The 26,380-nt window shown below is 67.3% G+C and carries 17 protein-coding genes and 1 pseudogene; 13 read left to right on the top strand and 5 right to left on the bottom strand.

Translation table 11 applies throughout. From position 1 onward, the window contains the following. Positions 1-41: 41 nt before the first annotated feature. The 10 genes and pseudogenes from OXG83_06855 to OXG83_06810 all read left to right on the top strand — a co-directional run bounded on the left by OXG83_06855 (position 42) and on the right by OXG83_06810 (position 11,297). On the top strand, positions 42-2,432 hold the full coding sequence (locus OXG83_06855) for a DUF1592 domain-containing protein (GenBank protein MCY3964736.1): 2,391 nt from the start codon (positions 42-44) through the stop codon (positions 2,430-2,432). Between the two features lie 16 nt (positions 2,433-2,448). Continuing rightward, positions 2,449-3,801, top strand: a complete 1,353-nt coding sequence (locus OXG83_06850) for a DUF1552 domain-containing protein (GenBank protein MCY3964735.1) — start codon at positions 2,449-2,451, stop codon at positions 3,799-3,801. 10 nt (positions 3,802-3,811) lie between these two features. Further along, positions 3,812-5,374, top strand: a complete 1,563-nt coding sequence (locus OXG83_06845; GenBank protein MCY3964734.1) for an ankyrin repeat domain-containing protein — start codon at positions 3,812-3,814, stop codon at positions 5,372-5,374. Between the two features lie 88 nt (positions 5,375-5,462). Continuing rightward, positions 5,463-6,470, top strand: coding sequence for a hypothetical protein (locus OXG83_06840; protein MCY3964733.1), 1,008 nt, complete (start codon positions 5,463-5,465; stop codon positions 6,468-6,470). Between the two features lie 124 nt (positions 6,471-6,594). Further along, positions 6,595-7,512, top strand: coding sequence for a methylated-DNA--[protein]-cysteine S-methyltransferase (locus tag OXG83_06835; GenBank protein MCY3964732.1), 918 nt, complete (start codon positions 6,595-6,597; stop codon positions 7,510-7,512). Positions 7,513-7,535: 23 nt separating this feature from the next. Continuing rightward, positions 7,536-8,939, top strand: coding sequence for an arylsulfatase (locus tag OXG83_06830; GenBank protein ID MCY3964731.1), 1,404 nt, complete (start codon positions 7,536-7,538; stop codon positions 8,937-8,939). A 21-nt stretch (positions 8,940-8,960) separates the two neighbouring features. Next, positions 8,961-9,194 (top strand): hypothetical protein, encoded by a 234-nt coding sequence (locus OXG83_06825; GenBank protein ID MCY3964730.1) that lies wholly within the window; start codon positions 8,961-8,963, stop codon positions 9,192-9,194. 15 nt (positions 9,195-9,209) lie between these two features. Then, positions 9,210-9,533, top strand: a pseudogene (locus OXG83_06820) (redoxin domain-containing protein). Positions 9,534-9,593: 60 nt separating this feature from the next. Beyond that, entirely contained in the window at positions 9,594-10,109 is a 516-nt protein-coding gene (locus OXG83_06815) for a protein-disulfide reductase DsbD family protein (protein MCY3964729.1), read from the top strand. Positions 10,110-10,229: 120 nt separating this feature from the next. Then, a complete protein-coding gene (locus OXG83_06810; GenBank protein ID MCY3964728.1) occupies positions 10,230-11,297 on the top strand; it encodes a Rieske 2Fe-2S domain-containing protein in 1,068 nt (355 codons plus the stop codon). 22 nt (positions 11,298-11,319) lie between these two features. Here OXG83_06810 and OXG83_06805 read toward each other — a convergent pair whose 3' ends face one another. Genes OXG83_06805 through OXG83_06785 form a run of 5 tightly spaced genes read right to left on the bottom strand, consistent with a single transcriptional unit; the run spans position 11,320 to position 20,077 of the window. Beyond that, on the bottom strand, positions 11,320-12,684 hold the full coding sequence (locus OXG83_06805; GenBank protein MCY3964727.1) for an FAD-dependent oxidoreductase: 1,365 nt from the start codon (positions 12,682-12,684) through the stop codon (positions 11,320-11,322). A 45-nt stretch (positions 12,685-12,729) separates the two neighbouring features. Next, entirely contained in the window at positions 12,730-14,754 is a 2,025-nt protein-coding gene (locus OXG83_06800; protein MCY3964726.1) for a cytochrome P450, read from the bottom strand. A gap of 26 nt (positions 14,755-14,780) precedes the next feature. Beyond that, on the bottom strand, positions 14,781-15,881 hold the full coding sequence (locus tag OXG83_06795; protein ID MCY3964725.1) for a class I SAM-dependent methyltransferase: 1,101 nt from the start codon (positions 15,879-15,881) through the stop codon (positions 14,781-14,783). Next, the gene (locus tag OXG83_06790; protein MCY3964724.1) at positions 15,832-19,059 is read right to left on the bottom strand and encodes an efflux RND transporter permease subunit; all 3,228 of its coding nucleotides are present in this window, start codon (positions 19,057-19,059) and stop codon (positions 15,832-15,834) included. The genes OXG83_06795 and OXG83_06790 overlap by 50 nt, the downstream gene beginning before the upstream one ends. 43 nt (positions 19,060-19,102) lie before the next feature. Beyond that, complete coding sequence (locus OXG83_06785; protein MCY3964723.1) at positions 19,103-20,077, bottom strand: prolyl oligopeptidase family serine peptidase; 975 nt, start codon at positions 20,075-20,077, stop codon at positions 19,103-19,105. Between the two features lie 160 nt (positions 20,078-20,237). Here OXG83_06785 and OXG83_06780 point away from each other — a divergent pair, with 160 nt between their 5' ends. The 3 genes from OXG83_06780 to OXG83_06770 are packed head-to-tail and all read left to right on the top strand — an operon-like array spanning position 20,238 to position 26,331. Further along, positions 20,238-22,628, top strand: coding sequence for a DUF1592 domain-containing protein (locus OXG83_06780; GenBank protein ID MCY3964722.1), 2,391 nt, complete (start codon positions 20,238-20,240; stop codon positions 22,626-22,628). A gap of 9 nt (positions 22,629-22,637) precedes the next feature. Beyond that, the gene (locus tag OXG83_06775; GenBank protein ID MCY3964721.1) at positions 22,638-23,903 is read left to right on the top strand and encodes a DUF1552 domain-containing protein; all 1,266 of its coding nucleotides are present in this window, start codon (positions 22,638-22,640) and stop codon (positions 23,901-23,903) included. Positions 23,904-23,931: 28 nt separating this feature from the next. After that, on the top strand, positions 23,932-26,331 hold the full coding sequence (locus tag OXG83_06770; protein MCY3964720.1) for a CoA transferase: 2,400 nt from the start codon (positions 23,932-23,934) through the stop codon (positions 26,329-26,331). The last annotated feature ends 49 nt before the right edge of the window (positions 26,332-26,380 follow it).

Below are 26,380 nucleotides of genomic sequence, written 5' to 3'. Positions count from 1 at the left end.
GGTGTTGTCGCCCGCGGGCGATTGATGCGGCTGCGGTGTGCGTGGCCCTCTTCATGGCCTTCGCCGGGGCCGTTGCCGCGGTCGGGCCTCCCGCGACGCCCGCGGCGGCTGCGACCTACGACGCCGACGCGCCGCACCGCGCGCTCATCTCGCGGCACTGTCTCGGTTGCCACAACAACCGGCTGAAGACCGCCGGACTCGAGCTCGACGCTCTGGTCGAACAGCACGAGAATCTCGACCGCGCGACCTGGGAGAAGGTGGCTCGCAAGCTGCGCGCGCGCCAGATGCCGCCGCCGGGACGGCGCCGTCCGGACGAGAGCGCGTACCGTGAGGCGCTGTCCTCGCTCGAGGGCGAGCTTGACCGGATCGCCGCCGACCAGCCCGATCCGGGCCGCACGGAGACCTTCCGTCGGCTGAACCGCACCGAGTACCACAACGCTGTGCGCGATCTGCTGGCGCTGGAGGTCGACGTCGCCTCGCTGCTGCCGGCGGACTCGGCGAGCTTCGGATTCGACAACGTGACGGTCGGCGACCTCTCGCCGACCCTGCTGGAGCGCTACGTCGGCGCGGCGGAGAAGATCAGCCGGCTGGCGGTCGGCCGCTCATACGCCGAACCGGTCGGCATCACGTTCCGCACGGAGCCCGACGAGACCCAGGAGAAGCACGTCGAAGGCCTGCCGGTCGGCACCCGCGGCGGCATTCTCGCGACCTGGAACTTCCCCGCGGACGGTATCTACGAGTTCTCGATCCGTCTCGCCCGTGACCGCAACGAGCACGTCGAGGGCCTGAGCGAGGCGCACGAGCTGGAACTCCTGATCGATCGAGAGCACATCGAGTCCTTCTCCGTCGCTCCGCCGGACCTGATGAGCGACGTGGCGCTCAACTACCAGCCGTCGCAGGACGACGTCGACGATCACCTGGTCGTGCGTGTGCCGGTTACCGCTGGACCGCACGATGTCGGCGTCACCTTCCCGGCCCGGCCCTGGGTGCTGCTCGAGACGGCGCGGCAGCCCTACGAGTCGCACTTCAACTACTACCGCCACCCCCGGGTGCAGCCGGCCATCTTCTCCGTCTCGATCGTCGGGCCGTACCTGCCGCTCGGCGCCGGTGACACGCCGAGCCGGCAGCGGATCTTCGTTTGCCAGCCTGAGACGGTCGCCGAGGAGGACCCCTGCGCGCGGGAGATCCTCGCGAACGTGATGCGCCGCGCCTACCGGCGGCCGGTGACCGGCGAGGACGTCGGCGGGCCCTTCGCGCTCTACGAGCAGGCCAGGGCCGAGCACGGGTTCGAAGCAGGCGTCGAGATGGGTTTGGCGGCGGTGCTGGTCAGCCCGGAGTTCCTGTTCCGCATCGAGCGGGATCCGGCCGGCGTGGAGCCCGGGGCGCCGTACCGCGTCAGCGACGTGGAGCTCGCGTCGCGGCTCGCCTTCTTCCTGTGGAGCAGCATCCCGGACGACGAGCTCCTGGAGCTCGCGTCGGCCGGCCGACTGAGCGAGCCGGACGTGCTCGAACACCAGGTCGAGCGGATGCTCGCCGACCCGCGGGCGGAGAACCTGGTCACGAACTTCGCTGCCCAGTGGCTTCATCTGCGCAATCTGGACGGAGTCACCCCCGACAAGCGCCTGTTCCCGGACTTCGACGACAACCTGCGGCGGGCCATGCGCCGCGAGACGGAACTGTTCGTCGGCAGCATCCTGCGTGAGGACCGTAGCGCCCTCGACCTGGTGCGGGCGGACTACACGTTCCTCAACGAGCGGCTGGCCAAGCACTACGGCATTCCGCACGTCTATGGCAGCCGCTTCAGGCGGGTGGACCTCGGCGACGGCAGCGTGCGCGGCGGCCTGCTGCGCCACGGCAGCATCCTGACCGTGACCTCGTTCGCCACGCGCACGTCGCCAGTGGTGCGGGGCAACTGGGTGCTGGGCAACCTGCTGGGCGTGCCGCCGCCTCCGCCACCGCCCGACGTGCCGGACCTGCCGGAAGCGAAGATCATCGCCAAGGAACTGCCGATGCGCGAGCGGCTGTCGGCCCATCGCGACAACCCGGCCTGCGCGGGCTGCCACCGGCTGATGGATCCCGTCGGCTTCGCGCTCGAGAACTACGACGCGATCGGCCGCTGGCGGACAGTGGACGCGGGCTTCCCGATCGACGCTTCGGGCGAGCTGTGGGACGGTACCGCCCTGGGCGGTGTTGTGGAACTCGAGGCCGCGATGCTGGCGCGGCCCGAACTGTTCCTGACCACCTTGACCGAGAAGCTCCTGGTGTTCGGCACCGGCCGCGGCGTGACCGCGACCGACGCCCCCGCTGTGCGCGCGATCCTGCGCCGCGCGGAGGCCGACGACTACCGCCTTTCGTCCCTGATTCAGGCGGTCGTCGCCAGCGATCCCTTCTTGAAGAGAAGGGCCTCCCCCGTGCCGGGGAGCCCCTTGTGATGAGGAGAGCATCGTCATGATCCTGACCAAGAAAGCGCTACCGCGCCGGACCTTCCTGCGCGGGATGGGCGCGGCGATCGCGCTGCCCCTGCTCGACGCGATGGTGCCGTCGATGACCGCCTGGGCCAAGACGGCGGCCAAGCCGGTGCGGCGGCTGGGCTTCGTCTACATCCCGATGGGCTCCGACATCACCCGCTGGCGCCCGGCCGGCGGCGGCGGGGCCCTCGGTGAACTGTCGCCGTCGCTCAGTCCGCTGGAGGGCTTCAGGAAGCAGATCTCGGTGATCAGCAACCTGGAACTGAAGAACGCCTATCCGGGGACGCACGCGACCTCGAACGCGGCGTTTCTCTCCGCGGCGAAGGCGAAGTGGACCGAGAGCACGGACTACTACCTCGGCACGACGGTCGATCAGATCGCCGCTCAGCAGATGGGCCAGGAGACCCAGTTGCCGTCGCTCGAACTGGCGATGGACCTGATGGACATGGTCGGCCAGTGCGACAACGGCTACGCCTGCGTGTACCAGAACAACCTCTCCTGGTCGTCGCCGACGACGCCGCTGCCCGCCGAGGCCCATCCCCGGATCGTGTTCGAGCGGCTGTTCGGCGAGGGCGGCACGGCGGACGAGCGGCGCGAGGGGCTCCAGCGCAAGGCCAGCCTGCTCGACTGGGTTCACGAGGACATCACCCGGCTCCAGGGCATGCTGGGCCCCGGCGACCGGGTCAAGGTCAGCGAGTACCTCGACTCGGTGCGCGAAGTCGAGCGGCGCATCCAGAAGGCGGAAGCCCAGTCCGACGAAGGCGCTCTGCCAGATGTCGATCGCCCCGTCGGCGTGCCCGCCGCGTACGCCGACCACGCCCGGCTGATGTTCGATCTCCAGGTGCTGGCGCTGCAGGCCGACGTGACCCGCGTCATCACCTTCCAGCTCGCCCGCGAGTCGAGCAACCGGACCTACCCTGAGATCGGCGTGCCGGATCCGCACCATCCGACCTCCCACCACGGCAACGATCCCGAGAAGGTGGCGAAGCTGGCGAAGATCAACCAGTTCCACGTCTCGTTGTTCTCCTACTTCCTGGAGAAGCTCGCGGCGGTGCCGGAGGGCGACGGCAACCTGCTCGACAACTCGCTCTACCTCTACGGCAGCGGCATGGGCAACCCGAACGTCCACGACCACGTGAACCTGCCGATCGTCGTCGCCGGCGGCGGGGGAGGCACCGTTCGCGGCGGTCAGCACATCGTCTACGATCAGCCGGCGCCGATGGCGAACCTGCACCTGACGCTGCTCGACAGCGTCGGCGTGCGGCTCGACTCCTTCGCGGACAGCACCGGCCGGATCGACACGTTGGCCGAGCCGGTCCACCTGGCGGGCTGAGGACGAGAGATTGCGTAGCTTCGCCCTCGCGTTCCTTCTTGCGGTCCCGGCAACCGCCACCACCAACGCCCCCCTGGCCGACGCCGCCGAGCATCTCGACACCGCCACCATCGAGCGCCTCTTCGCGGCCTCGCCGTCCGCCGACGCCATCAACGCCGCCCAGGTCGACGGCATGACCGCCCTCCATTGGGCCGTCTACCACGACCTGCCCGACCTGACCCAGCGCCTGCTCGCCGCCGGTGCCGACGCCTCCGCCGCGAACCGCTACGGCGTCGTCCCGCTGTCCCTGGCCTGCGCCAACGGCAACGTCGAGATCGTCGAAGCGCTCCTGGCTACGGGCGCCGATCCCAACGCCGTGCTCGCGGGCGGCGAGACGGTGTTCATGACCGCGGCGCGGACTGGCAAGATCGAGGTCGTCGAAGCGCTCTACGAGGCCGGCGCCGACGTCCACTTCCGCGAACCGAGCCGGGGCCAGACGGCGCTCATGTGGGCGGCCGCCGAGGGCAACCTGAAAGTCGTCGAACTGCTGCTCGAGGTGGGCGCCGATCCGAACGCGACGCTCGACTCCGGCTTCACGCCGCTTCTGTTCGCGGTCCGCGAAGGCCGGATCGAGGTGACCGAGGCCCTGCTGCGCGCCGGCGTCGATGTGAACGCGCCGACGCCGGCCAAGGCGGTGAAGCGGGACCGTCCGCTGCCGGGCGGCCGCTCGGTACGACCTGGATCGACGCCGCTGCTGGTCGCGGTCACCAACGGCCACTTCGAACTGGCGGCCCGGCTTCTCGACGCGGGCGCCGACCCGAACGCGGCCCATTCCGGGTACACGGCGCTCCACATGCTGGCGCGTGTGCGCAAGCCCGGGGCCGGCGACAACAACCCGCGGCCGGACGGCTCGGGATCGATGGACGGCCTGGACTTCGTCCGCGACATGGTGGAGCACGGCGCCGATCTCGAGGCCCGGATGACGACCCGGGCCCGCCTGAACAACACGAGCCTGAACGAGCTGGGGGCGACGCCGTTCGTCCTGGCGGCGCTGGTGGCCGACGCGAACCTGATGCGGGTGCTCGCCGACCTGGGCGCCGATCCGCTGACGCGGACGGACGACGGCTCGACGGCGCTGATGGCCGCCGCCGGCCTCGGCACCCGCTCGCCCGGCGAGGACGCCGGCACCGAAGAGGAGGTGCTCGAGGCGGTCCGGACGGCGCTGGACATGGGCGCCGACATCGACGCGATCAACGCCAGCGGCGAAACGCCGATGCACGGCGCCGCCTACAAGAACCTGCCGCGGGTCGTCCACCTGCTGGCCGACAGCGGCGCCGACATCGAGGTCTGGAACCAGCGCAACAAGTACGGCTGGACGCCGCTGACGATCGCGCGCGGCTATCGCTTCGGCAACTTCAAGCCGTCACCGGTCACCGTCGCGGCAATCGAGACGATCATGCTTGGCGAAGGGGTGCGGCCGCCGACCGAAGAGGAGGAAGACGCCAAGGCGGTCGACATCTACGCGAAGCCGGCGCCTAAGCCGCCGGAGTCGACGCCGAAGAAGGACGAAGCGAAGAAGCCTCCGGCGAACTGAGCGGTCCCGGATGCAACTGGCTGCCCACTGGGTGCGCCGGCGTCCCCGCCGGCTTCTGAGGAAAGCGCGCCGCGAAGCGGCGACCACAATGCGACTGATGGCGTTCTCGCTTGCCTCCGCTGCGGTTCTGGCCGCCGCGTCGATCCTCCCGGCCCAGGAGGCTCCGCGGCCGGTTCGCAACGACATCGCCCGGGCCGGCAAGGAGTTCCTCGTCCTCCGCCACCAGAAGCTGCAGAAGGGCGCCCACCAGCGCTTCTTCGAGTTGAGCCGCGACGGCGTCTGGCCGATCTTCGAGAAGATCGGCAGCCGGGTCGTGGGACAGTGGCAGGTAGTCCATCCGGATGGCGGCGGCAGCGCCGAGTTCGATGAGGGCTACCGCCTTGCCCGCTATCGCAGCTACAACCACTGGGCGGCCACGCGGGCCGCCGATCGGCTGGGCGGAAACGGCGAGGACTGGCAGGCCTTCCGCGAGGCGCTTGCCGCCAGACGCCAGTTGGAGCTGGGGTCGGACGGTCCGATCTATCTCGCAGGGAACATGGCGCCCGGCGGGCCGTACTACATGCCCGGCCTCGACGAGGAGTACGAAGTTGCCGAGCCCGAAGGTGAGGCGGATGCCCGCGCCGAACTCCCGGTGCGGAGCGCCCGAGCCCGCCGGGGCGAGGAGATCATCACGCTGCGTTACTTCCGCATCCGCAAGGGAACCTTCGAGGAGTTCGGTCGGCTGAGCCGCGAAGGCGTCTGGCCGTACTTCGAGAAGAATGGCGCGCGGATCGTGGGGCAATGGCGCCGGGTCTATCCGACGCCGGAGGAGCTCGATCGTAGGGGAACCGAAGTCGGTGCAACGGAGAGCCCCGACTTCGACGAGGTCTACATGATGGCTCGCTACGCCAGCTACGAGCACTGGCAGGCGACACGGCCCGCCGTCATGGCGCGTCTAGGCGGCAACGGCCCGGACTACGAGGCATGCGTCGAGGCGCTCGAGCGCCGGCGCGATCTCACGCTCGACACCTCGGTGCGCTTCCTGCGCGGTCACTTCTACGGCAGCCCGCCAGTCTACTTGCCGCCGCTTGACGAAACGTACCGCCGCGTCCGGTAGCGAGGCGAATCCGGGTCAAGAGCAAGAATCGAGGTGCAATGCTGCGCCGGTCATACGAGGATTCTCTGCGCGGCACGTAACTGCGGTCGCTACTCGGTGACGGAGTACCGGAGGGAGGATGCGGATGGCCGAATCAGTAGAGAACCGAACCCCGATGACAGGCGGCCGCCGTTCCCGGGCGAACGAACGGCCTCTCGCTGAACGCCATGCGGAGGTCGTGGCGGCGGCCTGCCGCGCGATCGAGGCTGCGGTGGAGCCCCCGGACCTCGACGCGCTGGCGCGGGCGGCCGGCATGAGCCGGTTCCATTTCCATCGGGTCTTCAGGAGAGTCACTGGCGTGACGCCAAGGGCATACGTCGCCGGCCATCGGGGCGATCGGGTCCGCGATGCGCTGCGGACCTCCCGAACCGTGACCGATGCGATCTACGACGCCGGCTTCAACTCGAGCGGCCGGTTCTACGCGGCGTCGTCCGAACTGCTCGGCATGGCGCCCTCGACGTTCCGGCGTGGCGGCGGCGGAGAGACGATCCGGTTCGCGGTGGGCGAGTGCTCCCTGGGCTCAATTCTCGTGGCGGCGACGGAGAAAGGAATCTGCACCATCCTGCTCGGCGACGAGCCTGGAAGGCTGGTGCGGGAGCTGGAGGACCGCTTCCCGAAGGCGGAACTTGCCGGGGGCGAGCCGAAGTTCGAGTCGACGGTGGCGCAGGTCGTCGGTCTGGTCGAAGCGCCGGCCCTCGGCCACGACCTGCCCCTCGACATCCGCGGGACGGCGTTCCAGCAGCGGGTCTGGCAGGCGCTCCGGGAGATCCCAGCCGGCGAGACCGTCAGCTATGGCCGGGTCGCTGCTGCGATCGGATCGCCGAAGGCTTCCCGGGCGGTCGCGAGTGCATGCGCCGTCAACCCGCTTGCCGTGGCGATTCCGTGCCACCGGGTGGTTCGCAGCGACGGCGCGGTCGGCGGCTACCGCTGGGGAGTGGAGCGCAAGCAGGCCCTGCTTGCCCGCGAGGCCTCATCTCGGTCGCCGGGGAAGGCCGGGCGCTAGAGTCCGATTCGCTGGACGTGCTCGTGCACCGAATCAGATCGACTCTCGTCATCCTGCCGCTCTTGTTAGCGGTGACGGCGGCCACGGCCGCGGATCGTCCGAACGTCATCTTCATCCTCGCCGACGACCTGGGATACGGAGACCTCGGCTCGTATGGACAGCAGGTGATTCGGACGCCCAGCCTGGACCGCATGGCCGCCGAAGGGATCCGTTTCACGCACTTCTACGCGGGAGCGACCGTGTGCGCGCCGTCCCGCAGCGTCCTGATGACCGGCCAGCACACGGGCCATACCCATGTCCGCGGCAACGCGAGGGGAACCGCCCAGTCGCTGCGCGAAGAGGACGCCACCGTTGCGGAGGTGCTCCAGTCCGCCGGCTACGCGACCGGCCTGTTCGGCAAATGGGGCCTCGGCGAAGTCGGCATGGAGGGCCATCCGCTCAGTCAGGGCTTCGACGAGTTCTTCGGCTACCTCAACCAGGTGCACGCCCACAACTACTACCCTGAGTTCCTCTGGCGGGGTCTGGAGAAGGTGCCGCTTCGGAACAAAGTCGAGAGGACGCCGCGTCCGTATGGCGGTTTTGAGGGCGGCTGGGCGACGGAGCGCGGCGAGTACTCCCACGACCTGATCATGCGCGAGGGGCTGGCATGGGTGGAGGAACAGAAGGATGCACCCTTCTTCCTCTACCTCGCCCTGACGATTCCACACGCCAACAACGAAGCCACGCGGGCCGTCGGCGACGGGGCGGAGGTGCCGGAGTACGGCGTCTACGAGGCAGAGGACTGGCCTGACCCCGACAAGGGCCAGGCGGCCATGATCACCGGCATGGACCGGGATGTGGGCACGCTGCTCAGGCGGCTCCGGGAGCTGGGGATCGCCGAGAAGACGCTCGTCATGTTCTCGTCGGACAACGGACCGCACAACGAGTCGAACCACGACCTGCTCCGGTTCAACCCGTCCGGCAACCTGCGGGGCATCAAGCGGGACCTCTACGACGGCGGCATCCGTGTGCCTTTCCTGGCCTGGTGGCCGGGGACGATTCAGCCGGGCCAGGTTTCTGAGCACATCGGTTACTTCGGCGATCTGATGGCCACGGTCGCTGAACTCGTGGACGTCGAGCCGCCGTCAGAGGTCGACTCGATCAGCTTCGTGCCGACGTTGCGGGGACGCGCCGGCGAGCAGCGGGCACACGACTACCTGTACTGGGAGTTCTATGAAGCCGGATCGTCCCAAGCGGTTCGGATGGGGCAGTGGAAGGGCGTCCGCAAGCCGATGCTGACCGGCCGCCTCGAGCTCTACGACGTCCTGCGGGACGAGGGCGAACGGTACGACGTGGCGCGGAACCACCCGGAGGTGGTTAGGGAGATCGAGGGGATCATGGAAGAGGCCCACGTGCCTCATCCGAACTGGACGCCGCCGGGCAGATAGCGGGCTGTTAGGGTGCCCCGCGTGAAATCCACGCTGTACACCCCAATCGTCGCCGCCTGCCTCCTCCTGGCGGCGCCCGCTGCGCTGAGCGCCCAGGAGAGGAAGCCCGTGGACGTCTCGACACTCGGACCGCAAGTGGGGGAGCGGGTCCCCGACTTCGCCCTTCCCGACCAGCATGGACGGATCCGGACGCTCGACTCGATCATGGGCGAGAAGGGGGCGATGATCCTCTTCCACCGCTCGGCCGACTGGTGACCGTACTGCAAGGCGCAGCTCGTGGAGCTGCAGGAACGGTTCGAGGAGTTGCAGGCAGAAGGACTGGGCGTCGCCGCCATCAGCTACGACTCGGAGGAGGTGCTGGCCGCCTTCGCGGAGCGCCACGGCATCCGGGACGTGCCGCTGCTGTCCGATGGCGACTCCGCGGCGATTCGGGCGTTCGGCATCTACAACCACGTTGCGGAGGAAGGCCTCGGTCCAAACGCTGAAGACCCGGGTGTGAAGGCCGACGTGCTGCGGTACGTCGCGGTCTTCGGGGCTCTGCCGATCGCCGTCGGCACACCGTTTCCCGGGACGTTCGTCGTCGACCGGCAGGGTCGGGTGACGGCGCGTTTCTTCGAGGAGTTCTATCGCGAGCGGAACACCGCCGCGAACATCATGCTGAAGCTCGGCACGCCGATCTCCGGCATCGCGGGCTCCAGCGGCGAGACGGCCCATCTCGAGATCAGCGCCACGCAGAGCGATCCCGCCATCACGGTCGGCAGCCGCTTCCACCTGGCGCTCGACATCACGCCCAAGCCCGGCATGCACGTCTACGCGCCGGGGGCCGGCGATGGCGGGTATCGGGTCATCGGCTTGACCCTGGAACTGCCGAGTTTCTTACGCCTTCTCCCGACGGAGTATCCGGAGTCGGAGATCTACTACTTCGAGCCGCTCGACGAGCGGGTGCCCGTCTACAAGGTGCCGTTCCGGCTGGTGCAGGAACTGGTCGTCGAGGGCGACCGCGAGTCCTCGGCGAAACTCGCCGAGATCGACGCGTTGACCCTCACCGGGCGCCTGGACTACCAGGCATGCGACGACAAGATCTGCTACGACCCGGCATCCGTGCCGCTGACCTGGACGCTGACCGTTTCGCCACTCGACCGGCAGCGGGCCCTCGCGGCTGGTCAGTAGAGTCCCGATGGGGCTATGTTGTTAGAGTAGTTGGTCTTACAGGCGGGCGACTTGACTGGGAGGTCGACCCTGGTGCCCTGACCGCCGGTGCGTGTCACTCCGAAGAGGAACACTGGCCCCATGATCTCGAAGCCGGATCGACCTCCACTGAGTCCGAACGATGAACTGCCGCCCTTCCCCGAGGGCTGGTACTTCGTAGCCAGCCGCGACTCGATTCAGCGAGAGAAGCTGATCGAGAAGACCTGGATGGGGGAGGAGATCGTCGCCTGGTGCGACGATCAGGGCCGGATCTGCGTGGCCGATGCCTTCTGCCCGCATCTGGGGTCACACATGGGACCGACGGTCGGCGGCGTCGTGCGTGACGGTTGTCTCGTCTGTCCGTTCCACGGTTTCACCTTCGACTCGACCGGCCGATGCGTCGCCACTCCGAACGCCCCGGCGCCGAGCGCCGCGAAGCTGAAGGTCTACCAGACCAGAGAGGTCCTGGGCATGGTCTTCGCCTGGTGGGGATACGCGGGCAGGTCGGCGCACTGGCATCTGCCCGAAGACCCGCCCGCTGGGCCGAAGTGGAGCGAACTGCGGTCCTGCGTCCTGCGCTTCCGGGGTCATCCCCAGGAAACAACGGAGAACTCCGTGGACATTGAACATCTGGGCTACACGCACGGCTACAGCGATGTGCGCTCGGTCGGCCCGACGTTGGTCCAGGGCGCCTACCTGAAGAGTTGCTTCGACTTCAAAGCGGTGCGAAGGATCGTGGGCCTCGTGGATGTGGTGTCGGAAGCCTCGGCGGTGACCCATGTCCATGGGCTGGGCTACTCCTTCGTCGAGTTCCACGAGAAGACGATCGGCATGGATTCGAGACTGTGGGTGCTCGCGACGCCCGTTGACGGCACGGTTGTGGAGGTGACCCTGGTCAGCCAGTTGCGGGAGATTCGGAAGCCGGGGCGGTTTTTCGTGGGCTTCGGCTTCTTGCCCGTGAGCCTGCGCCACCGGCTGATGAATCGCATCGTCCTGCGCGAGGAGAGGCGGTTCGTCCTGCAGGACATCGTGATCTGGGAGAGGAAGCGGTACCAAGCTCCGCCCCGGCTAAGCCGGGCCGACGGCCCTGTCGGCAAGTACCGCCAGTACTCCCGGCAGTTCTATCCGGAACTCGAATCCCACGGCAGGCCGGCCCTGAGCGTCGTCTGAGGCGCCGAAAGCGCCTCAGTAGTCAGGCTCTCGCCTTCCGGAACCTCCAGCCATGGAGGATCCGCCCATAGTGGTTGAAGGCCCGCCGGGCGCCTGGATCGTCGAACGGATAGTCCGCTCCGAGTTGCCTGGCCGCCGCCAGACCCGTGACGAAGCAGGTCTCCTGGCTGTTGACCAGGGTGTGCGCGCCGCAGTGCCACGCCCGTCTCCTGCCCTGAATGAACTGGAACAGGGGGACGAGGAGGGCGATGTGACGCACGTCGTGAACGACGTGCTGGAACCACTGCCGGTGAACGATCTTGCTCTCGTCGATCTTGCTGATCGGGTTGTAGGTCACCAGGCAGGGCTTGTCCGACCCGTGGGCCCACGGCTGCTGGTTGTGCATGATGTAGGTGATCTCGTAGTTGTCCGGCCGGACGCCGTACTGCTCGATGTGGTTGCTCCGCGTCTCGAGCGGCCTGACCTCGTTGTCGGGAAGAACCGAGGAGTCGCTGTGGACGATCGTGTGGTTGTGCAACTCGCTCTCGTAGCGAATGGACGACAGGAGGTAGCGCTCCACCATCGTCGGGCGGTCGAGCATCATCAGCGTCTGGTTCGCGTTGCAGGCGAAGATGACGTCGTCGAACGTCTCCCGGACACCGTCCTGGTCCTCGACGACAACGCCGTTCGACTGCCGGTACACCTTGCGCACCGGACGTCCGAGGCAGACCCGGTCCCGGAAGCCGGCCGACAGCGCCTCGTAGATCCGCCGGGTCCCCTGGTCCCAGGTCCTCATGGGCGTGGCGCGCTCGATGTCGAAGAACTCGAGATAGCGGGCGAACAGCGCGGCCGGCATGTCGAACACGTTCGTCGCCATCAGGAAGTTGACGAACATCGGCTTCAGGACCTTGTACCGGAAGTCGCCGGACAGACCGTACAGATTCAGCACCGTGCCCATGCTGATGTAGTTGTAAGGGTTGAGGGCGTTCAGCACTCTGGACCGCGCTCTGGTCAGAAAGGCGAGTCGCTTGATTCTCTTCAGGACGCGCTGGAACTTCTCGATCTCGTCCTGAAGGTCCCGTCGTATGTCCGAATCGAAGTCGTGGGCATAGACGCCGTCGCCATACCGGACGCTGTAGCTGAAACGGGTTTCGAGCAGTTCGATGCCGAACTGCTCGAGAAGCAGTACGACGTGGTCGTAGACCGAAGGAATGCACGCCGTGACGGAGATGTCGAACGGGATGGAGCTGCCGTCGTCCTGCGGCATGTCGGCGGTCACCGCGTTACCGCCGAGCCGGTCCTGCGCCTCGTACAGGAGGAAGTCGAAGCGGTCGGGACTCTGGCTGAGAGCCCAGGCCGCGCCGAGGCCGGACATGCCTCCGCCGACGATGGCAATGCGTCGCGCCACGGGTCTCCTAAGCCTGCGCGGCTGCCGCCGGGCGAGACGAGGGCGTCAGGCGGGTAGTTCCCGAAGTTGTTCGACGATCCGGAACTTCAGCTTCGCGCGAGGCTTCATGTTGGGGATGGGACTGAACTGAAGCCGGTAGTCCTTGGGAACGACTTCGAATCTGAAGTGCCGGGCGATCATCAGGACGTTGACAGCCAGTTGCAGCTCCGTCTGCCGGAAGCCGAGACACCTATGGGTGCCCAGGCCGTAGGGCGCGTAACCGGGGCTGCGGTGCTCCGCCCGATCCGGCAGGTAGCGGTCGATGTCGAAGGAGTGAGGATCCGGGAAGACCTCCTCCATGTAGTGCGGCGCGGTGGAAGCGATGAAGAGCCTTGAACCGACCGGGATCTCGTAGCCTTCGATCACGCACGCGTTCATCACGTTCCGGATCGCCATGGGGACGACCGGGTACATCCTGAGCGTTTCCATGAGGAACCGGTGCGTGACGTCAATCGTGGAGGGGTTGATCGCCTGACCGTCCGGATCGCCGTTCTCGAAGAGTGCGTCGGCTTCGGCGCGGATCTGCTCCCGAAGGTCCGGCTGCGTCGCCATGCCGTAGAGCGCGAAGCTGATCGCGTCGCCCACGTAGACGCTGGCAACCAGCGCCGCGGAGAGCTGGAAGCGCAACATGGTCTCCGGCACGAATTGTGGGTCGCTCGCGTGGAGCCCGAGCCAGTCGTCCGCCAGATCTCGCGGCTGGTCGATCCGCTGGGCCGGAGTATGTGAAGTCTGGATGCGTTCCAGGAGCCTGTCGACGGTCCTGGCCTTGCGCTTCATGCCGGGCGTCTTCATCATCATCTTGGGCAGGGCCCGCATGATGTGAACGGCCAGGGCGCGCTCCTTGTAGGAGACGAGGTCGTCGATGAGGTCCTGCGAATCCACTCCGACGAAGAGGGGGGAGAGGTGTGCGTTGATCAGGAGACGGCACGACCGGGCCGGTATGAGATCACCAACCTCCCAGTTCGCAAGATACGTTCGGATATAGCCGTAGAGTTGATCGAGTTGTCCGGCGAGCCTGCCGCGGGAGAATCCGGGCGACATGGCCTTGCGGAGTCGGAAATGATCCGCGCCGTCCAGGGAAGGCAGGACACCGGACGCGCCGTAGATCTTCTCGAAGTCGTTGAAGTAGTCCTTCGTTCTCAGGTACGTGCGCCCGCGCTTGTTGACCCACTGATTCACCTCGGTTCCCGCCAGGCAGATCATGCGCTCGCCGATGGGTGGGCGGAGCTCGAAGACAGGCCCGAACTCCTGGGCAAGACTGGCGAAGAGGGCGGGAACGTTGCCGTTGCGGGCGTACGGGTTGCGCAGCAGCTTCCGGAATGGGATGCTCGGCATCTTCTTCGTCAGAGCGGAGTGCCGGCGGATTGGCTCCGCGATGTTCTGGGCGACCGCTTCGGCAATGGAACGCCCGATCAGGTCCATCTTGCAGACCAGCTCGATCCGGTCCTCGACCTCTTCGTCGATCTGGAAGATGAAGCGCAGAACGTCGCAGGCGTTGACGATGGAGAGAACGATGATGTCTCGCGGATCGGGGATTTCGTCGTTGAAGATGACGTCGGCGATCCGGTCCCGAATGAACTGGCTCACCGTGCCTTCTTCGGATTGGCCGTGCGCGTCCGCCTGCCAGCCGGTTCGCGGAAGGGTCCAGAAGTCGCCGTCGTGGTGCTGGAGGATGTTCCGCTCCACCAGGCGGTCGAGGGTGAGGTCGATAACGGCTTCGGCCTGTGGCGCGAGCCGTTCGATCCAGTAGCGGGCCGTCCGCTGGTCCGGCGCCTGGGCCAGCTCCCCGAGAATCGGATCGAGAGCCGGGTCCCCGGTCTCCGTCGCGTCGACGAGATAGAGAGCTTCCGGGTCCGTGTCGATGCGCGACTGCAGGGAGAGCTCGGCAAGGACGGCGCCGGCAACGGCGCAGTGCAAGTGCCATCCGGGGACCTGATGGAAGTAGCCGTTCTCCTCGTTGAGGAGCATCAGGATCAACTCGTCCGTGAGAGTCAGCCCCTGGCTCGCCGAAGTTACGGGGGTGGGAGTCATGAGTGCATCTTACCGGGCCTTGATTCTCAGGTCCGAAGGGGTTTGCGGGCCAGGAAACAGTACAGCGGCGTGAAGACGCCGGTCTTGCCGCCCGCGACGTAAGCCTCCGCGGTTCGATCAAGGAGCCGAACCACCTCCGCCGAGCCGTTCGGAAGGAGCCGCAGTACCTCGGCCAACTTCGACCCCGCGATGAACGCCTTGCGGCCCCAGGGAAGCCTGCGCACCGCGTTCCCCAACGTCCCGTGGCGACTCTCCATGGGCTGATACCAGGGCGTGGAGGGTCCTTCCCGGACGTCCCAATCGCTCCCCTCGATGACCTGGAATCCCGCCCTTTCGAGAGCGTCATTCACTTCCCCGAACGTGGCGATATCGTGGAGCGCAATACCTTGCATGAGGTTCCGCTTGATGGTCCGGTGCCGGCCGTTCCGCGGATCGAACCGGTCCGTGAGGCACATTTCCTGACCCCAGAACATGGCGCCCGGCTTCAGCACGCGGAATATCTCCGCGAAAGCGCGTTGCTTGTTCTGCGCGTGGCACGTTGACTCTATGGCGTAACCCCCGTCGAAGCTGTCGGCCTCGATGGCGCTCATGTCCTCGAAGCTGCACTTCCTGAAGTCGGCCATTTGCTCCAGCCCCGCCTCGGCGTTCAACCTCTTCGCTTCCGCCAGCTGGATCTCATTGATGTTGATTCCCACGACCCTGACGCCTGCTTCACGGACGACGCGGCGCATGGGGCCGCCGATTCCGCAACCGACGTCGACCACCTTCATGCCCTGTTGCAACTCCAACCTGGAGATCATGGCCCGCTGGTGCCGGACCTTGGACTCCTCCAGGCTTTCGTCAGGCGTGAGGGGCGCAAAGTGCAGGGATTCGCCCCAGCCAAACACCATGAAGCCATTGCAAAGCTCGTAGTAGTCCCTTACCGTTTCCGTGTGGTCGTAGGCGCCCGCGCCCGGAGTCTCCGGTGCAGCGCGGTCAAGCCAGCCGTTGAAGCGACGGACCCGATGCGCGACGCCCAATCCCGCGTGCGCATCTCTCAGCGCTTTCGACAGTCTTCCCAGTCGCATTAGCGCGCGTTCATCGGCTATCGCGTTGCCGCAGCCGGCCGCCCTGTCCGGCGCCCGCAAGTGAAGGATGCCGCGTCGGCGCGAAGCGCGGATGCAACGTACATAGCGCCGGAACGACCATCATGAGGATGGCCGTGAGAAAGAGAATGCCGCAACCGAGGGACGCGGCAAACGGAATCAGGAACTGGGCCTGAATGGCGCGCTCCAGGATCAGCGGCGTGAAGCCCAGGAACGTGGTCAGGGAAGTGAGCATGATCGGACGAAAGCGCCCCTTGGCGCCTTCGATTATCGCGGTTCTCAGCGGGTTGCCTTCCCGGAGTTTCTGATCGATGAAGTCGATCATGACCAGGGAATCATTCACGACGACCCCGCTTAGACCGAAGATCCCCATGAAAGACACGGCGCTCAGGGCTACTCCCAGGATCCAGTGGCCCAGGATCACGCCGATGAACCCGAAGGGGATCACGGCCATGATGATGAACGGCCTGGTGTATGAACGGAGGGGAATGGCGAGGAGCGCGAAGATCATGATCAGGGCGACCGCGAACCCCCGGTACAGCGCGTCGATCGACTCCAGTTGTTGCTGCTGTTCGCCTCCGAACGTGTAGGTCAGGTCCGGATGCGCCGCGGTCAGGTCCGCGAGGATCGAGTTGGCCAGGATCTCGTTGGCTTCGTTGCCGGAGATCACCGAGGCGTCCACGTCGGCGGTGACGGTGACGACGCGCTGGCCGTCCCGGCGCCGGAGGGCCGACGGCGAGACGCCCATGCCCAGCGAGGCCACACTCATGATCGGCACCTCGTCCCCGCCCGGCGTCCGGAGCAGGTAGCCCTCGATATCGGTCAGCGAACTTCGCTGTTCCGTGGGCAGCCGGACAAGAACTTGTACCTCTTCCCGACCGCGCTGCACCCGGACGGCCTCCGCGCCGAAGAACGCGGCTCTCGCCTGTCCGGCCAACTCCTGCACGGTGAGACCGAGGGTCCGCCCTTCGGGCCGTAACTCCAGCCGAACTTCCGGGATGCCCGGGGCGTGATCCGACCGTATGTCGTAGACACCTCCCACGCCGCGGAGTCCGTCGACCACCGAGTCGGCGATCCGGGCGAGGCGCTCCGGGTCCGGATGGGACAGTACGGCCTCGACCGGGTTCCCCAGGGTGAAGATCTCGCCGCTGAAGGTGAGGCCGCGCACGTGGGGCAGCACACCCACCTCTTCCCGCCACGCCTGCACGACGTCTCCGGTGGAGATCCGTCTCTGCTGCGCGCCGAGGAGTTTGAACTCGATGGTGGCGATGTTGGCCTGTGGATTGACGGTGGGCTGCGGGTTCAGTCCGCCCTCGACTCTCGATCCCATTCCGACGGTCACCGTGACGCCAGTCAGCAGCGGTGGCGCGTCCCCAGGCCGGCTGCTCGAAAGTCGTTCGATGGCCCGGCGGCCCGCGGCCTCCAGCTCCCGCGCCACTTCGTACGTTCTCGGAGCGGTGGTCCCATCGGGCATCTCCAGCCCGACCGTCGCGAAATCACCCTCCACGTCGTCGGCCAGCGTGGTGGGGACGATCCCCGCGGGCACCAGGGAGATGCTCAGCACGAGCATTCCAACGGCCCCCGACATCGTCACCCCGGGCCGGTTCGTGGCAAACCGCAGGGCCCGGTCCAGGGGCCCCTGCACGAACCGCTGCAACTGGACGTCGACGCGACTCTGGAGTCCCGAGAAGAAGCGGTCGAAGGCATTGCCCGGCACCCACTCCGGACCAGGCAGGTGGGACAGGTGGTTAGGCAGGACGAACAGCGATTCCACCAGCGAAATCAGCAGCATGGCGATGATGATGATCGGCAGGGCCTGCCATACGTCACCGATGCCCCCCGGGATGAACAGCAACGGAACGAAGGCCACCGCCGAAGTCAGGACCGCGAACGTCAACGGCGCCTTGATCCGCCGGACCCCGCGTATGGCGGCCGCCAGCCCGGGGGTTCCCCGATTGCGTTCGGACTGAATGTGCTCGGCCACCACGATGGCGTCGTCTACGACGATCCCGATGGCGAGGACGAAGGAGAAGAGGCTGATCGTATTGATCGCCACGTCGAGCGCCATCATGACGGCGAGGGCGCCGACACCCGAAACGACGAGGCCCACGGCAACCCATAGGGCAAGCCGAACCTGGAGAAACAGGCTAAGTGCGACCATCACCAGCAACAGACCCAGAATTCCATTCTTCAGAAGAAGATCGGCGCGTTCCTCGTAGGCTTGGGATTCGTCGTTCCAGATGGTGATTCCCACACCTTCCGGCAAAGCCGGGATCACCTCGTTCGCCAGGTGCTCGCGGACCGTCGTGGCCACATCCATCACCTGCTCGCCACCAGCCCGATAAACCTCCACGAAGGCGGCGGGCCGGTTCTGGTAGCGGACAATCAGGTCTGCCTCTTCGAACCCGTCGCGGACCTCGGCGATGTCGCCGAGGCGCACGAGCGTGCCGTCGCGGCCGCTGAGAAGGACGATCTCCTCGAAGTCCTGCTGGTTGTAGTTCTGCCCGAGGGTCCGCACTCGAACCTGGGATTCCCGGGTATTGATGCTGCCGGCCGACAGGTCGAGCGAACTGCGGCGGATCGCGCCGGCAACGTCGGTCAGCGTCAGTCCCAGCGCACTCAGCCGGTGAAGCGGCACCTCGATGGAGATCTCGTAGTCCCGGACCCCGCTGACCTCGACCTGGGAGACGGAGGGCAGGGTCGTCAGGTCGTCCTCTACCCGATGCGCCAGTTCCTTCAGCGAGCGCTCGGAGATGTCGCCGTGGACGATGAGCCGAATCATGCTGAAGCGGTTGTCCATCTCCCGGAAAGTGGGTCGTTCGGCGCCGGCCGGGAAGGAATGGATGCGATTGACGGCGGACTCCATATCGTCCAGGGCCCGATTCATGTCCGTACCGGAGTCCATCTGGACCCGCACGGAGGCGATGCCCGGAGCCGCCAGGGACTTGACCGCCTTCACGTCATCGAGCCCGCTGACCTGGTCCTCGATCTTGACGACGATCGACTCCTCGATCTCCTCCGGCGTCGCGCCGGGATAGGCCATCGAGATTTCGACGTGGTAGAAGGGCGTGATAGGCCAGGCTTCCCGCTCGAGACCGGTCAGGGCCACGAGTCCGGCCGCAACGATGCCCATCATCAGGAGATTGGCCGCGATGCCATTGCTCGCCATGTAGGCGAGGGGACCGGGCCGTTCGCCGTGGCTGCCGTCGTTGGAAGTCACTGTGTTGGGCTAGTTTACCGCGACGACGGCGGCTCGGCCGCCGCTAGCGGAGCGTGGCGGTCCAGAACGTCATCATGTCCTCGTGGAACGCCCGCGCCTGGTCGCCGGCGGTGCCGATTCGGGCACCCCTGCGGCCGTAGGGCGACTTCACCTGGTAGATCATCGCGTCGCGTTCGGTGAAGCCCGGGTCGGCCTTGCCGGTCACCGGATGCACGAGGGCGCCGTCTTCGCGGACATAGATCGTCGGAGCCCCCGGACTTACGGATGCGTCGGGAACCAGTTCGACCGGCGTGTCGCGGTCGAAGCTGTGGTGCGTGTCGGGGAAGAGCCGGAAGCTGGCGTCGCATCCGCAGAGGGTCATCGCGTGCATGTGGGCCTGGACCTGGAGCGGCAGGCACCACTCGTCCAGATCGCCGATGACGGAGCGCACGACGGTACGGCCGACGTCCGGTCTCAGGAACTGGAAGCCCGACCACGGGTAGGCGGCGTAGACGGCGGCGAGTACGGAAGTCCGTTCCGGGTCGACCAGGGGCGCCAGGCAGGCCGCGGACAGCACCGCCGATCCGCCGCGGCTATGACCCTGGGCGCCGATCCGCGCGGCGTCGATGTCGTCTCGCCGGGCCAGCACCGCGGCGGCCGCGAGCACGTCCCACGCGCTGGCGGCGAACGAGTACTGCGCCTGGTTGGCGACGGTGGACGTCACGCCGCGCGTGCCGAAGGGGTCGATCACACAGCAGGCGCTACCCGCTTCCGTCAGCAGGTCCGCCTTGGCGACGTGCGACGGCGCGACCCCCAGGCTTCCCGGGACGACGATCACGACAGGCCACGGCCCCGTTCCGGGCGGCAGGAACAGACTGCCGAGGATCTCCGTCGCCGGCATGGCGTCCGGCTCGGAGATCGCCTGGTGGAAACCCGTGGGATCGGCGGTGGGGATGGGGAGCGTCTCGCCGGCGATGCCGTTCCCGAGAACCACCGGTCCGTCCATCAGGCTGACCGTCGCGCTGCTGCTTGTTGGCACTTGACACACCTCCTTTGCCACCCTGGCTGCTGAGGCCAGCGAGCTTACGTGCTGGCCTGGAGCAGGGCGCTCGGCGTCTTGTTGCAACGGCGTTGTAAGATCGCAGCACCCAACAGGGAGACAGGCTACGCACCAGGGAAGACCAGCGCTGATTGCGTCGGTGGCGCTGCTGATCTCGGGCTTCGTTCCGGGCGGCGTAGGCGCCGCGTCATTCGAGGCGGATGTCGAGCCGCTGTTCGAGGCGTCGTGCCTGACGTGCCACGTCGGGACGGAGATGACGCCGCTCGACCTGACCCTCCTCGGTCACGACTTGGCGGACCGGGAGACGTTTCGACTGTGGGAGCGCATCTTCGATCGGGTCAGCGGCGGCGAGATGCCGCCCGCCGGTGCTCGAAGGCCGGCTCAGCGCCTCGTCGACTCCGCGCTTGACGCCCTGAAAGGTGCCCTGCTCGAAGCGAACCGGGCCGAGCGCGCCGGGCAGCGGACGCCGCTCCGCCGTCTCACCAGGCTGGAGTACGAGTACACGATGCAGGACCTGCTCGGGATCGATCCCGACGTTGCCGCGAGCCTGGCCAACGACCTGCCGGAGGAGACCGATACCGGCGGTTTCGATGTCGTGGCCGAGAACCAGGGCATCTCGCCGCTCCACGTGCGCAGCTATCTGACGGCCGCGGCCGGCGCCCTCGACGAGGCGCTCAGGGCCGGCCCGCGGCCCGAGACGCGAACGGTCGAGATCGACTACCGGAAGTCGCCCTACCTGAAACGGAACTCGGTCGGCGAGTACCTGGGCGCCGGCATCGTCAAGATCGTCGACGACGCGGCGGTCATGTTCTTCGAGGGAGGCTCGACCTACACCTTCCACAGCATGACCGAGGGCTTCCTCGTCGACATGCCGGGCCGCTACCGGGTGACGATCGACGCGTACCCCTACCAGGCGACATCGCCGATCACGTTGACCCTCTTCCACGGCAACCAGCAGGGAGTGGCGACCGCCGCGCTGAACAGCCTGATCGGCTCGTTCGACCTGGTGGAACCCGAAGGCCGGGTCGTCGAAGTCACTCCCTACCTTCGGCCGCGCGACCTGGTCGCTCCTTCGCTGGCCGATGCCTACCGGCCGCCGGACGACAAGGTGTCGTACTTCGCGCCGGAGCGAAACGTCCGGGACTACCCGTGGGAGGGCATCGCCTTCCGGACGATGACGATCGAGGGACCGCTCTTCGACGACTGGCCACCGCGCAGTGCGCGGGAACTGCTCCCCGGGATCGAGTTCGACGACGCGGGCGAACCCGTGCTCACAGAGGATCCCTGGGATCACGTCGTCGATGTCGTGGCGGGCTTCGGGCCGCGCGCGTTCCGGCGACCGCTCACGGAGGGCGAGCTCGAAACCTATGTGGCGCTGGCGAAGCCCGCCCTCGAAGACGGACTGCCGTTCATCGAGGCGGTCCGCGAGCCGCTGCGCGCCATGCTGATCGCTCCGGCATTCGTCTACCACGTCGGGAGCCACGGAGAGCTGGACGACTTCCAGGTCGCGACGCGGCTCTCCTATCTGCTCTGGCGTTCGATGCCGGACCGGGAGCTCTTCGATCTGGCGGCCGCCGGCAGGCTGTCGGATGACGATGTGCTGGCAAGCCAGGTCGACCGGATGCTCGACGATCCGAAGAGCGAACGCTTCATCGACGACTTCGCCGGCCAGGCGTTCCGGCTCTACGAGATGAACGCGACGACGCCCGACAAGGCGCTTTATCCCGAGTACGACAGCCGGCTGGGACAGGCGATGACCCGCGAGACGCAGCTCTTCCTGGCCGAACTCCTCGCGGAAGACCTGAGCGTCGGCAACCTGATCGACTCCGACTTCACCTTCCTCAACCGCCGCCTCGCCGAGCATTACGGTTTCGAAGGCGTCACCGGCCAGCAGATGCGCAAGGTGGCCATCCCCGACGACAGTCCCCGTGGCGGCTTGCTGACCCAGGCGAGCATTCACAAGATCACCGCCAACGGCACGACGACCTCGCCGGTGCCGCGCGGCAACTTCGTGCTCGCGAATCTGCTCGGTCAGCCGGCGCCGCCGCCTCCCGCGGGTATCGAGGGCCTGGAGCCGGACACGCGTGGCGCGACGACGATCCGCGAGCAACTCGACAGGCACCGCACGGACACGGTCTGCAACAGTTGCCATCGCAACATCGACCCGCCGGGCTTCGCGCTCGAGTCCTTCGACCCGATCGGCGGCTTCCGCGAGGCGTACCGCATTCCGGGCGAGGAGGGCGCCGGCGGCTATCGCAAGGGGCTTCCGGTGGACGTCACCGGCGTCACCCCGCAGGGGCAGGTCTTCGTCGGTATCGAGGAGTACAAGAAGCTGCTCTACGGCAACGAGCTCGACCAGGTGGCGCGCCACATCGCCTCCCAGTTGATCGCCTTCGCCACGGGCGCCCCGGTCGAGTTCGCGGACCGGGAAGCGGTGGAGGACATCCTCAGCGAGCTCGCCGATGACGGTTATCCCCTGCGCAGCATGATCCGGGAGGTCGTGAAGAGCGATCTCTTCGCCAACCTGTAGGTACCCGACATGGTCAGATCCATCGACAGACGCACCTTCCTTCGCGCTTCGGGCGTGGCGCTGGCCCTGCCGCTGCTCGAGACGATGCAGCCGTCGCTGCTTCGGGCCGCGACCGGCGAGGCGCCGAGGCGGATGGTCAACATCTGCAACACGCTGGGGATCTACCCGGAAGCGTGGCTGCCGAAGCAAACGGGTGCCGCTTACGAGACGACCGAGTACCTGCGGATCATCGACAGGCACCGTGAGCACTACTCGCTCTTCTCGAACTACTCTCACGAGGATCAGACCGGCCGCCAGCCCCACAACTCCGAGGTCACATTCCTCACGGCGGCCCGCGGCCCCGGGCGGGACGGCTTCAAGAACACGATCTCGATCGACCAGGCGGCGGCCAACCACCTCGGCTACGTGACGCGTTTCCCGTCCGTCACCCTGGGGACCGCGAGCGGGCAGAGCCAGTCCTACACGGCGAACGGCGTGATGATTCCGGCGGAGATCAGCCCGGCCAGGCTGTTCAAGAAGATGTTCCTCGCCGGCGAGCCGGAGGAGGTCGAGCGCGAGTCGCGCAATCTGGCGAGCGGCGGCAGCATTCTCGATCGCGTCAAGGCCGAGGCCTCGGCGCTCCGCCGGCGCGTCAGTTCAGCCGACCAGGTGCGGCTCGACGCCTACTACGCCGCGGTGCGCACGGCGGAGCAGGAACTGAACGAGGCCGGCGCCTGGCTCAAGCGGCCGAAGCCGGTGGTCGCCCTTGACCAGCCCACGGACATCCCGGACAAGGCGGACCTGATCGGCCGCATCCGGCTGCTCTTCAACATGGTTCCCCTGATCCTGGAGACGGACTCGTCTCGCGTGATCAGCATCATGATCCAGGATCACGGCGTCGCGCCTCAGGTCCAGGGTGTTTCCGGTTCCCATCACAACCTGTCTCACCACGGTCAGGACGAAGCGAAGATCGACCAGCTCAAGAAGATCGAGGCCCAGATCATCGGTCAGTTGGACGGTCTGCTGACGGAGCTCCGGGAACGCGGCGACAGCCACGGCCCACTGCTCGATTCGACCACCGTCCTGTTCGGCTCCAATCTCGGCAACGCGAACTCGCACGAGCCGAAGCACCTGCCGATCCTGGTCGCCGGCGGCGGCCTCAGTCACGGCAAGCACCACCGGCACGAGGGCGAGCACGACGCGCCGCTCAGCAATCTGTTCGTGACCCTGCTCCAGGCGATGGGCGTGGAGACGGACCGGTTCGGCCAGAGCACCGGCTCGTTGACCTGGTCGTAGGACAGGCGGATTCTGCCGGGCGGATCGATTGGAGGAGCAGCAGGCGCTTCGTGGCGTCCGCGTTCTTGAACTGGCCGACGGCGTCGCCGCGGCCTACTGTGCGCGGCAGTTCGCGCTCTGGGGCGCCGATGTCGTCGTGCTGGAGCGCGAAGGCGGCTCGCGGTTGCGACGGATGGGGCCGCATGGCGGGGAAGGGGCCGCCAGGGAGTCGCTTCTCTGGCAGTTCGTCGCCGCGAACAAGCGGGCGATGTCGCTGTCCTCCGCGTGTCCCGATACGGACGCGCTGCTCGATCTGCTGCGGCTCGCCGATGTCCTCGTAACCGACTGGGCCGACGCCGACCTGGAACGCTGGGGCCTTACGCTGGACGGTCTGCGGAAGCGCCTGCCGGGACTGGTTCTCGTGTCCGTTTCGCCGTTCGGCCTGGACGGTCCCTACGCCGGCCTCGTCGGCTCGGAGCTGGTGGTTCAGGCGCTGTCGGGCTACGCCTTCCTCAACGGCGACAGGGGGCGCGCCCCGCTCAAGGCGCCTGGGCACATCCTGGGCTACGCCTGTGGCGTCAGCGCCTTCGTTGCCGCGCTTGCCGTGCTCGTCTCGCGACTCGAGAGCGGACGAGGCCGGTTCATCGAGGTTTCGGCCTTCGACGTGATCGCGGGCATCCTGCCGCTGCTGCCGATCGAGTACGGCGGCGCGCCTCCCCAACGGGAGGGCGGCTCGACGACCGGTGTGCGGGTCCATTGCTGCCGTGACGGCTGGGTGACCTTCATGCCCCCGCTGGAGGAACAGGTCGCCGACTACGGCGCGGTACTCGGCGTCGAGGACGGGGAGTGGCCTCCGATCGAGGACGGTGAGGAACCGCCCGCGTGGCGGCGCAGGCTGATCCCGTTGCTGGCCGACAAGGTGCGGGACAAGTCGGCGGACGAGGTGTTCCACGGCCTGCTGAGGCGGCGCGTCGTCTGCGGCAAGGTGCTGTCGCCGGCCGACCTGCTGGACGACGAGCATCTGGCCGCTCGCGGCTTCTTCCGCACGCTCCGCCATCCGCGGCTCGGCGAGCTGCCGTTTGCGGGTCCCGCGGCGACGCACGGGCGCACAGGCCCCGCTCCGCCGGCCCCAGCCCCCGGCGCCGAGGAGCAGATCGATCCGTCGCGGCTCGATTGGAGCCCGGCCGGGAGGACCATCGCGGACTCCGGGAAGGTCGAATCCCTGCCGCTCGAGGGCGTGGAGATCGTCGACATGACCCAGGCGTGGATCGGTCCCTACGCCGCCATGCTGCTGGCCGATCTCGGCGCCGACGTGATCAAGGTCGAATCGCACCAGCGCCCCGACGTCTGGCGGCGGTGGCTCGCGAATCCGAAGCCGGCGGGGAACGTGCTCGGCGGCCACATCAACACGAGCCCCTACTACAACAGCGTCAATCGCAACCGGCGGTCCCTTTGCCTGGATCTCAAGACCGGGGAGGGCCGGGACCTGCTCGGGCGTCTGATTGCCGATGCGGATGTCCTGATGGAGAACTTCACGCCCCGGGTCATGGAACGGTTCGGCTTCGACTGGCCGGCCGTGGAGAAGCTGAATCCCAGCCTGGTGATGACCTCCTGGTCAGGCTTCGGCAAGACCGGGCCGCTGAGCGACTACAAGGCGAACGGGACCTCGATCGAGGCGCTTGCCGGCTGGGACTGGCTGCACCGGTATCCTGGCGGGGAGCCGATGGTCATGGGCTTCTACCAGGCCGACGCGATCACGGGACTGCAGATGGCCGCGACCACGCTCGTCGCTCTCTTCCACAGCCGGCGCACCGGTCAAGGACAGGCGATCGACGGCAGCATGATGGAGGCGGCTGCCGGCTACCTGGGCGAGGTGCTTCTCGACGCTGCGTTCGGCGGCGAGCGGACCGCGACGGGCAATGGCGACTTCGATTTCGCTCCGCACGGCGTCTATCCATGCGCGGGAGAGGATCGCTGGATCGCGCTGGCGGTCGACTCGGACGAGATGTGGGAACGGCTCGTAGCCGTCTCAGGTTCCGAGAGCCTTGCGGATTCGGTCCTTTGCCTCCAGCGCGACCGGATCGCCAACGCGGAGAAGCTCGACGAGGCGTTGGCCGCGTGGACGCGCTCCCAGACAGCCGAGCACCTGATGGCCCGCTTGCAGGCCGCCGGCATCGCCGCCGCCGTCGTGCGCACGACCTCCGAACTCATGGCGTGTCCTCATCTGGAACAGCGGCGCTGGTTCCGCAGGATCGAGCACGCGGACGTGGGCAGTCACCGCTATGCCGGCCATCCCTGGCGGATGGACGGCCTGCCGGAACGCTCCGACCTGCCTTCGCCGCGGCTCGGCGAGCACAGTCGCGAGCTGCTGCGGGAGCGCCTCGGTCTCTCCGATGCTGAAATCGACGATCTCTTCGACCGCGGCGTCACCGGAGCCGTACTGAGCTAGCAGCCCATGCTGAGTCGCCACGAGGAGATCGCGCGAAGATCTCGAAGAG

Source organism: Acidobacteriota bacterium (assembly GCA_026707545.1).
Taxonomy (GTDB): Bacteria; Acidobacteriota; Thermoanaerobaculia; order Multivoradales; family Multivoraceae; genus Multivorans.
This window is presented reverse-complemented; position numbering and strand designations above follow the sequence as displayed.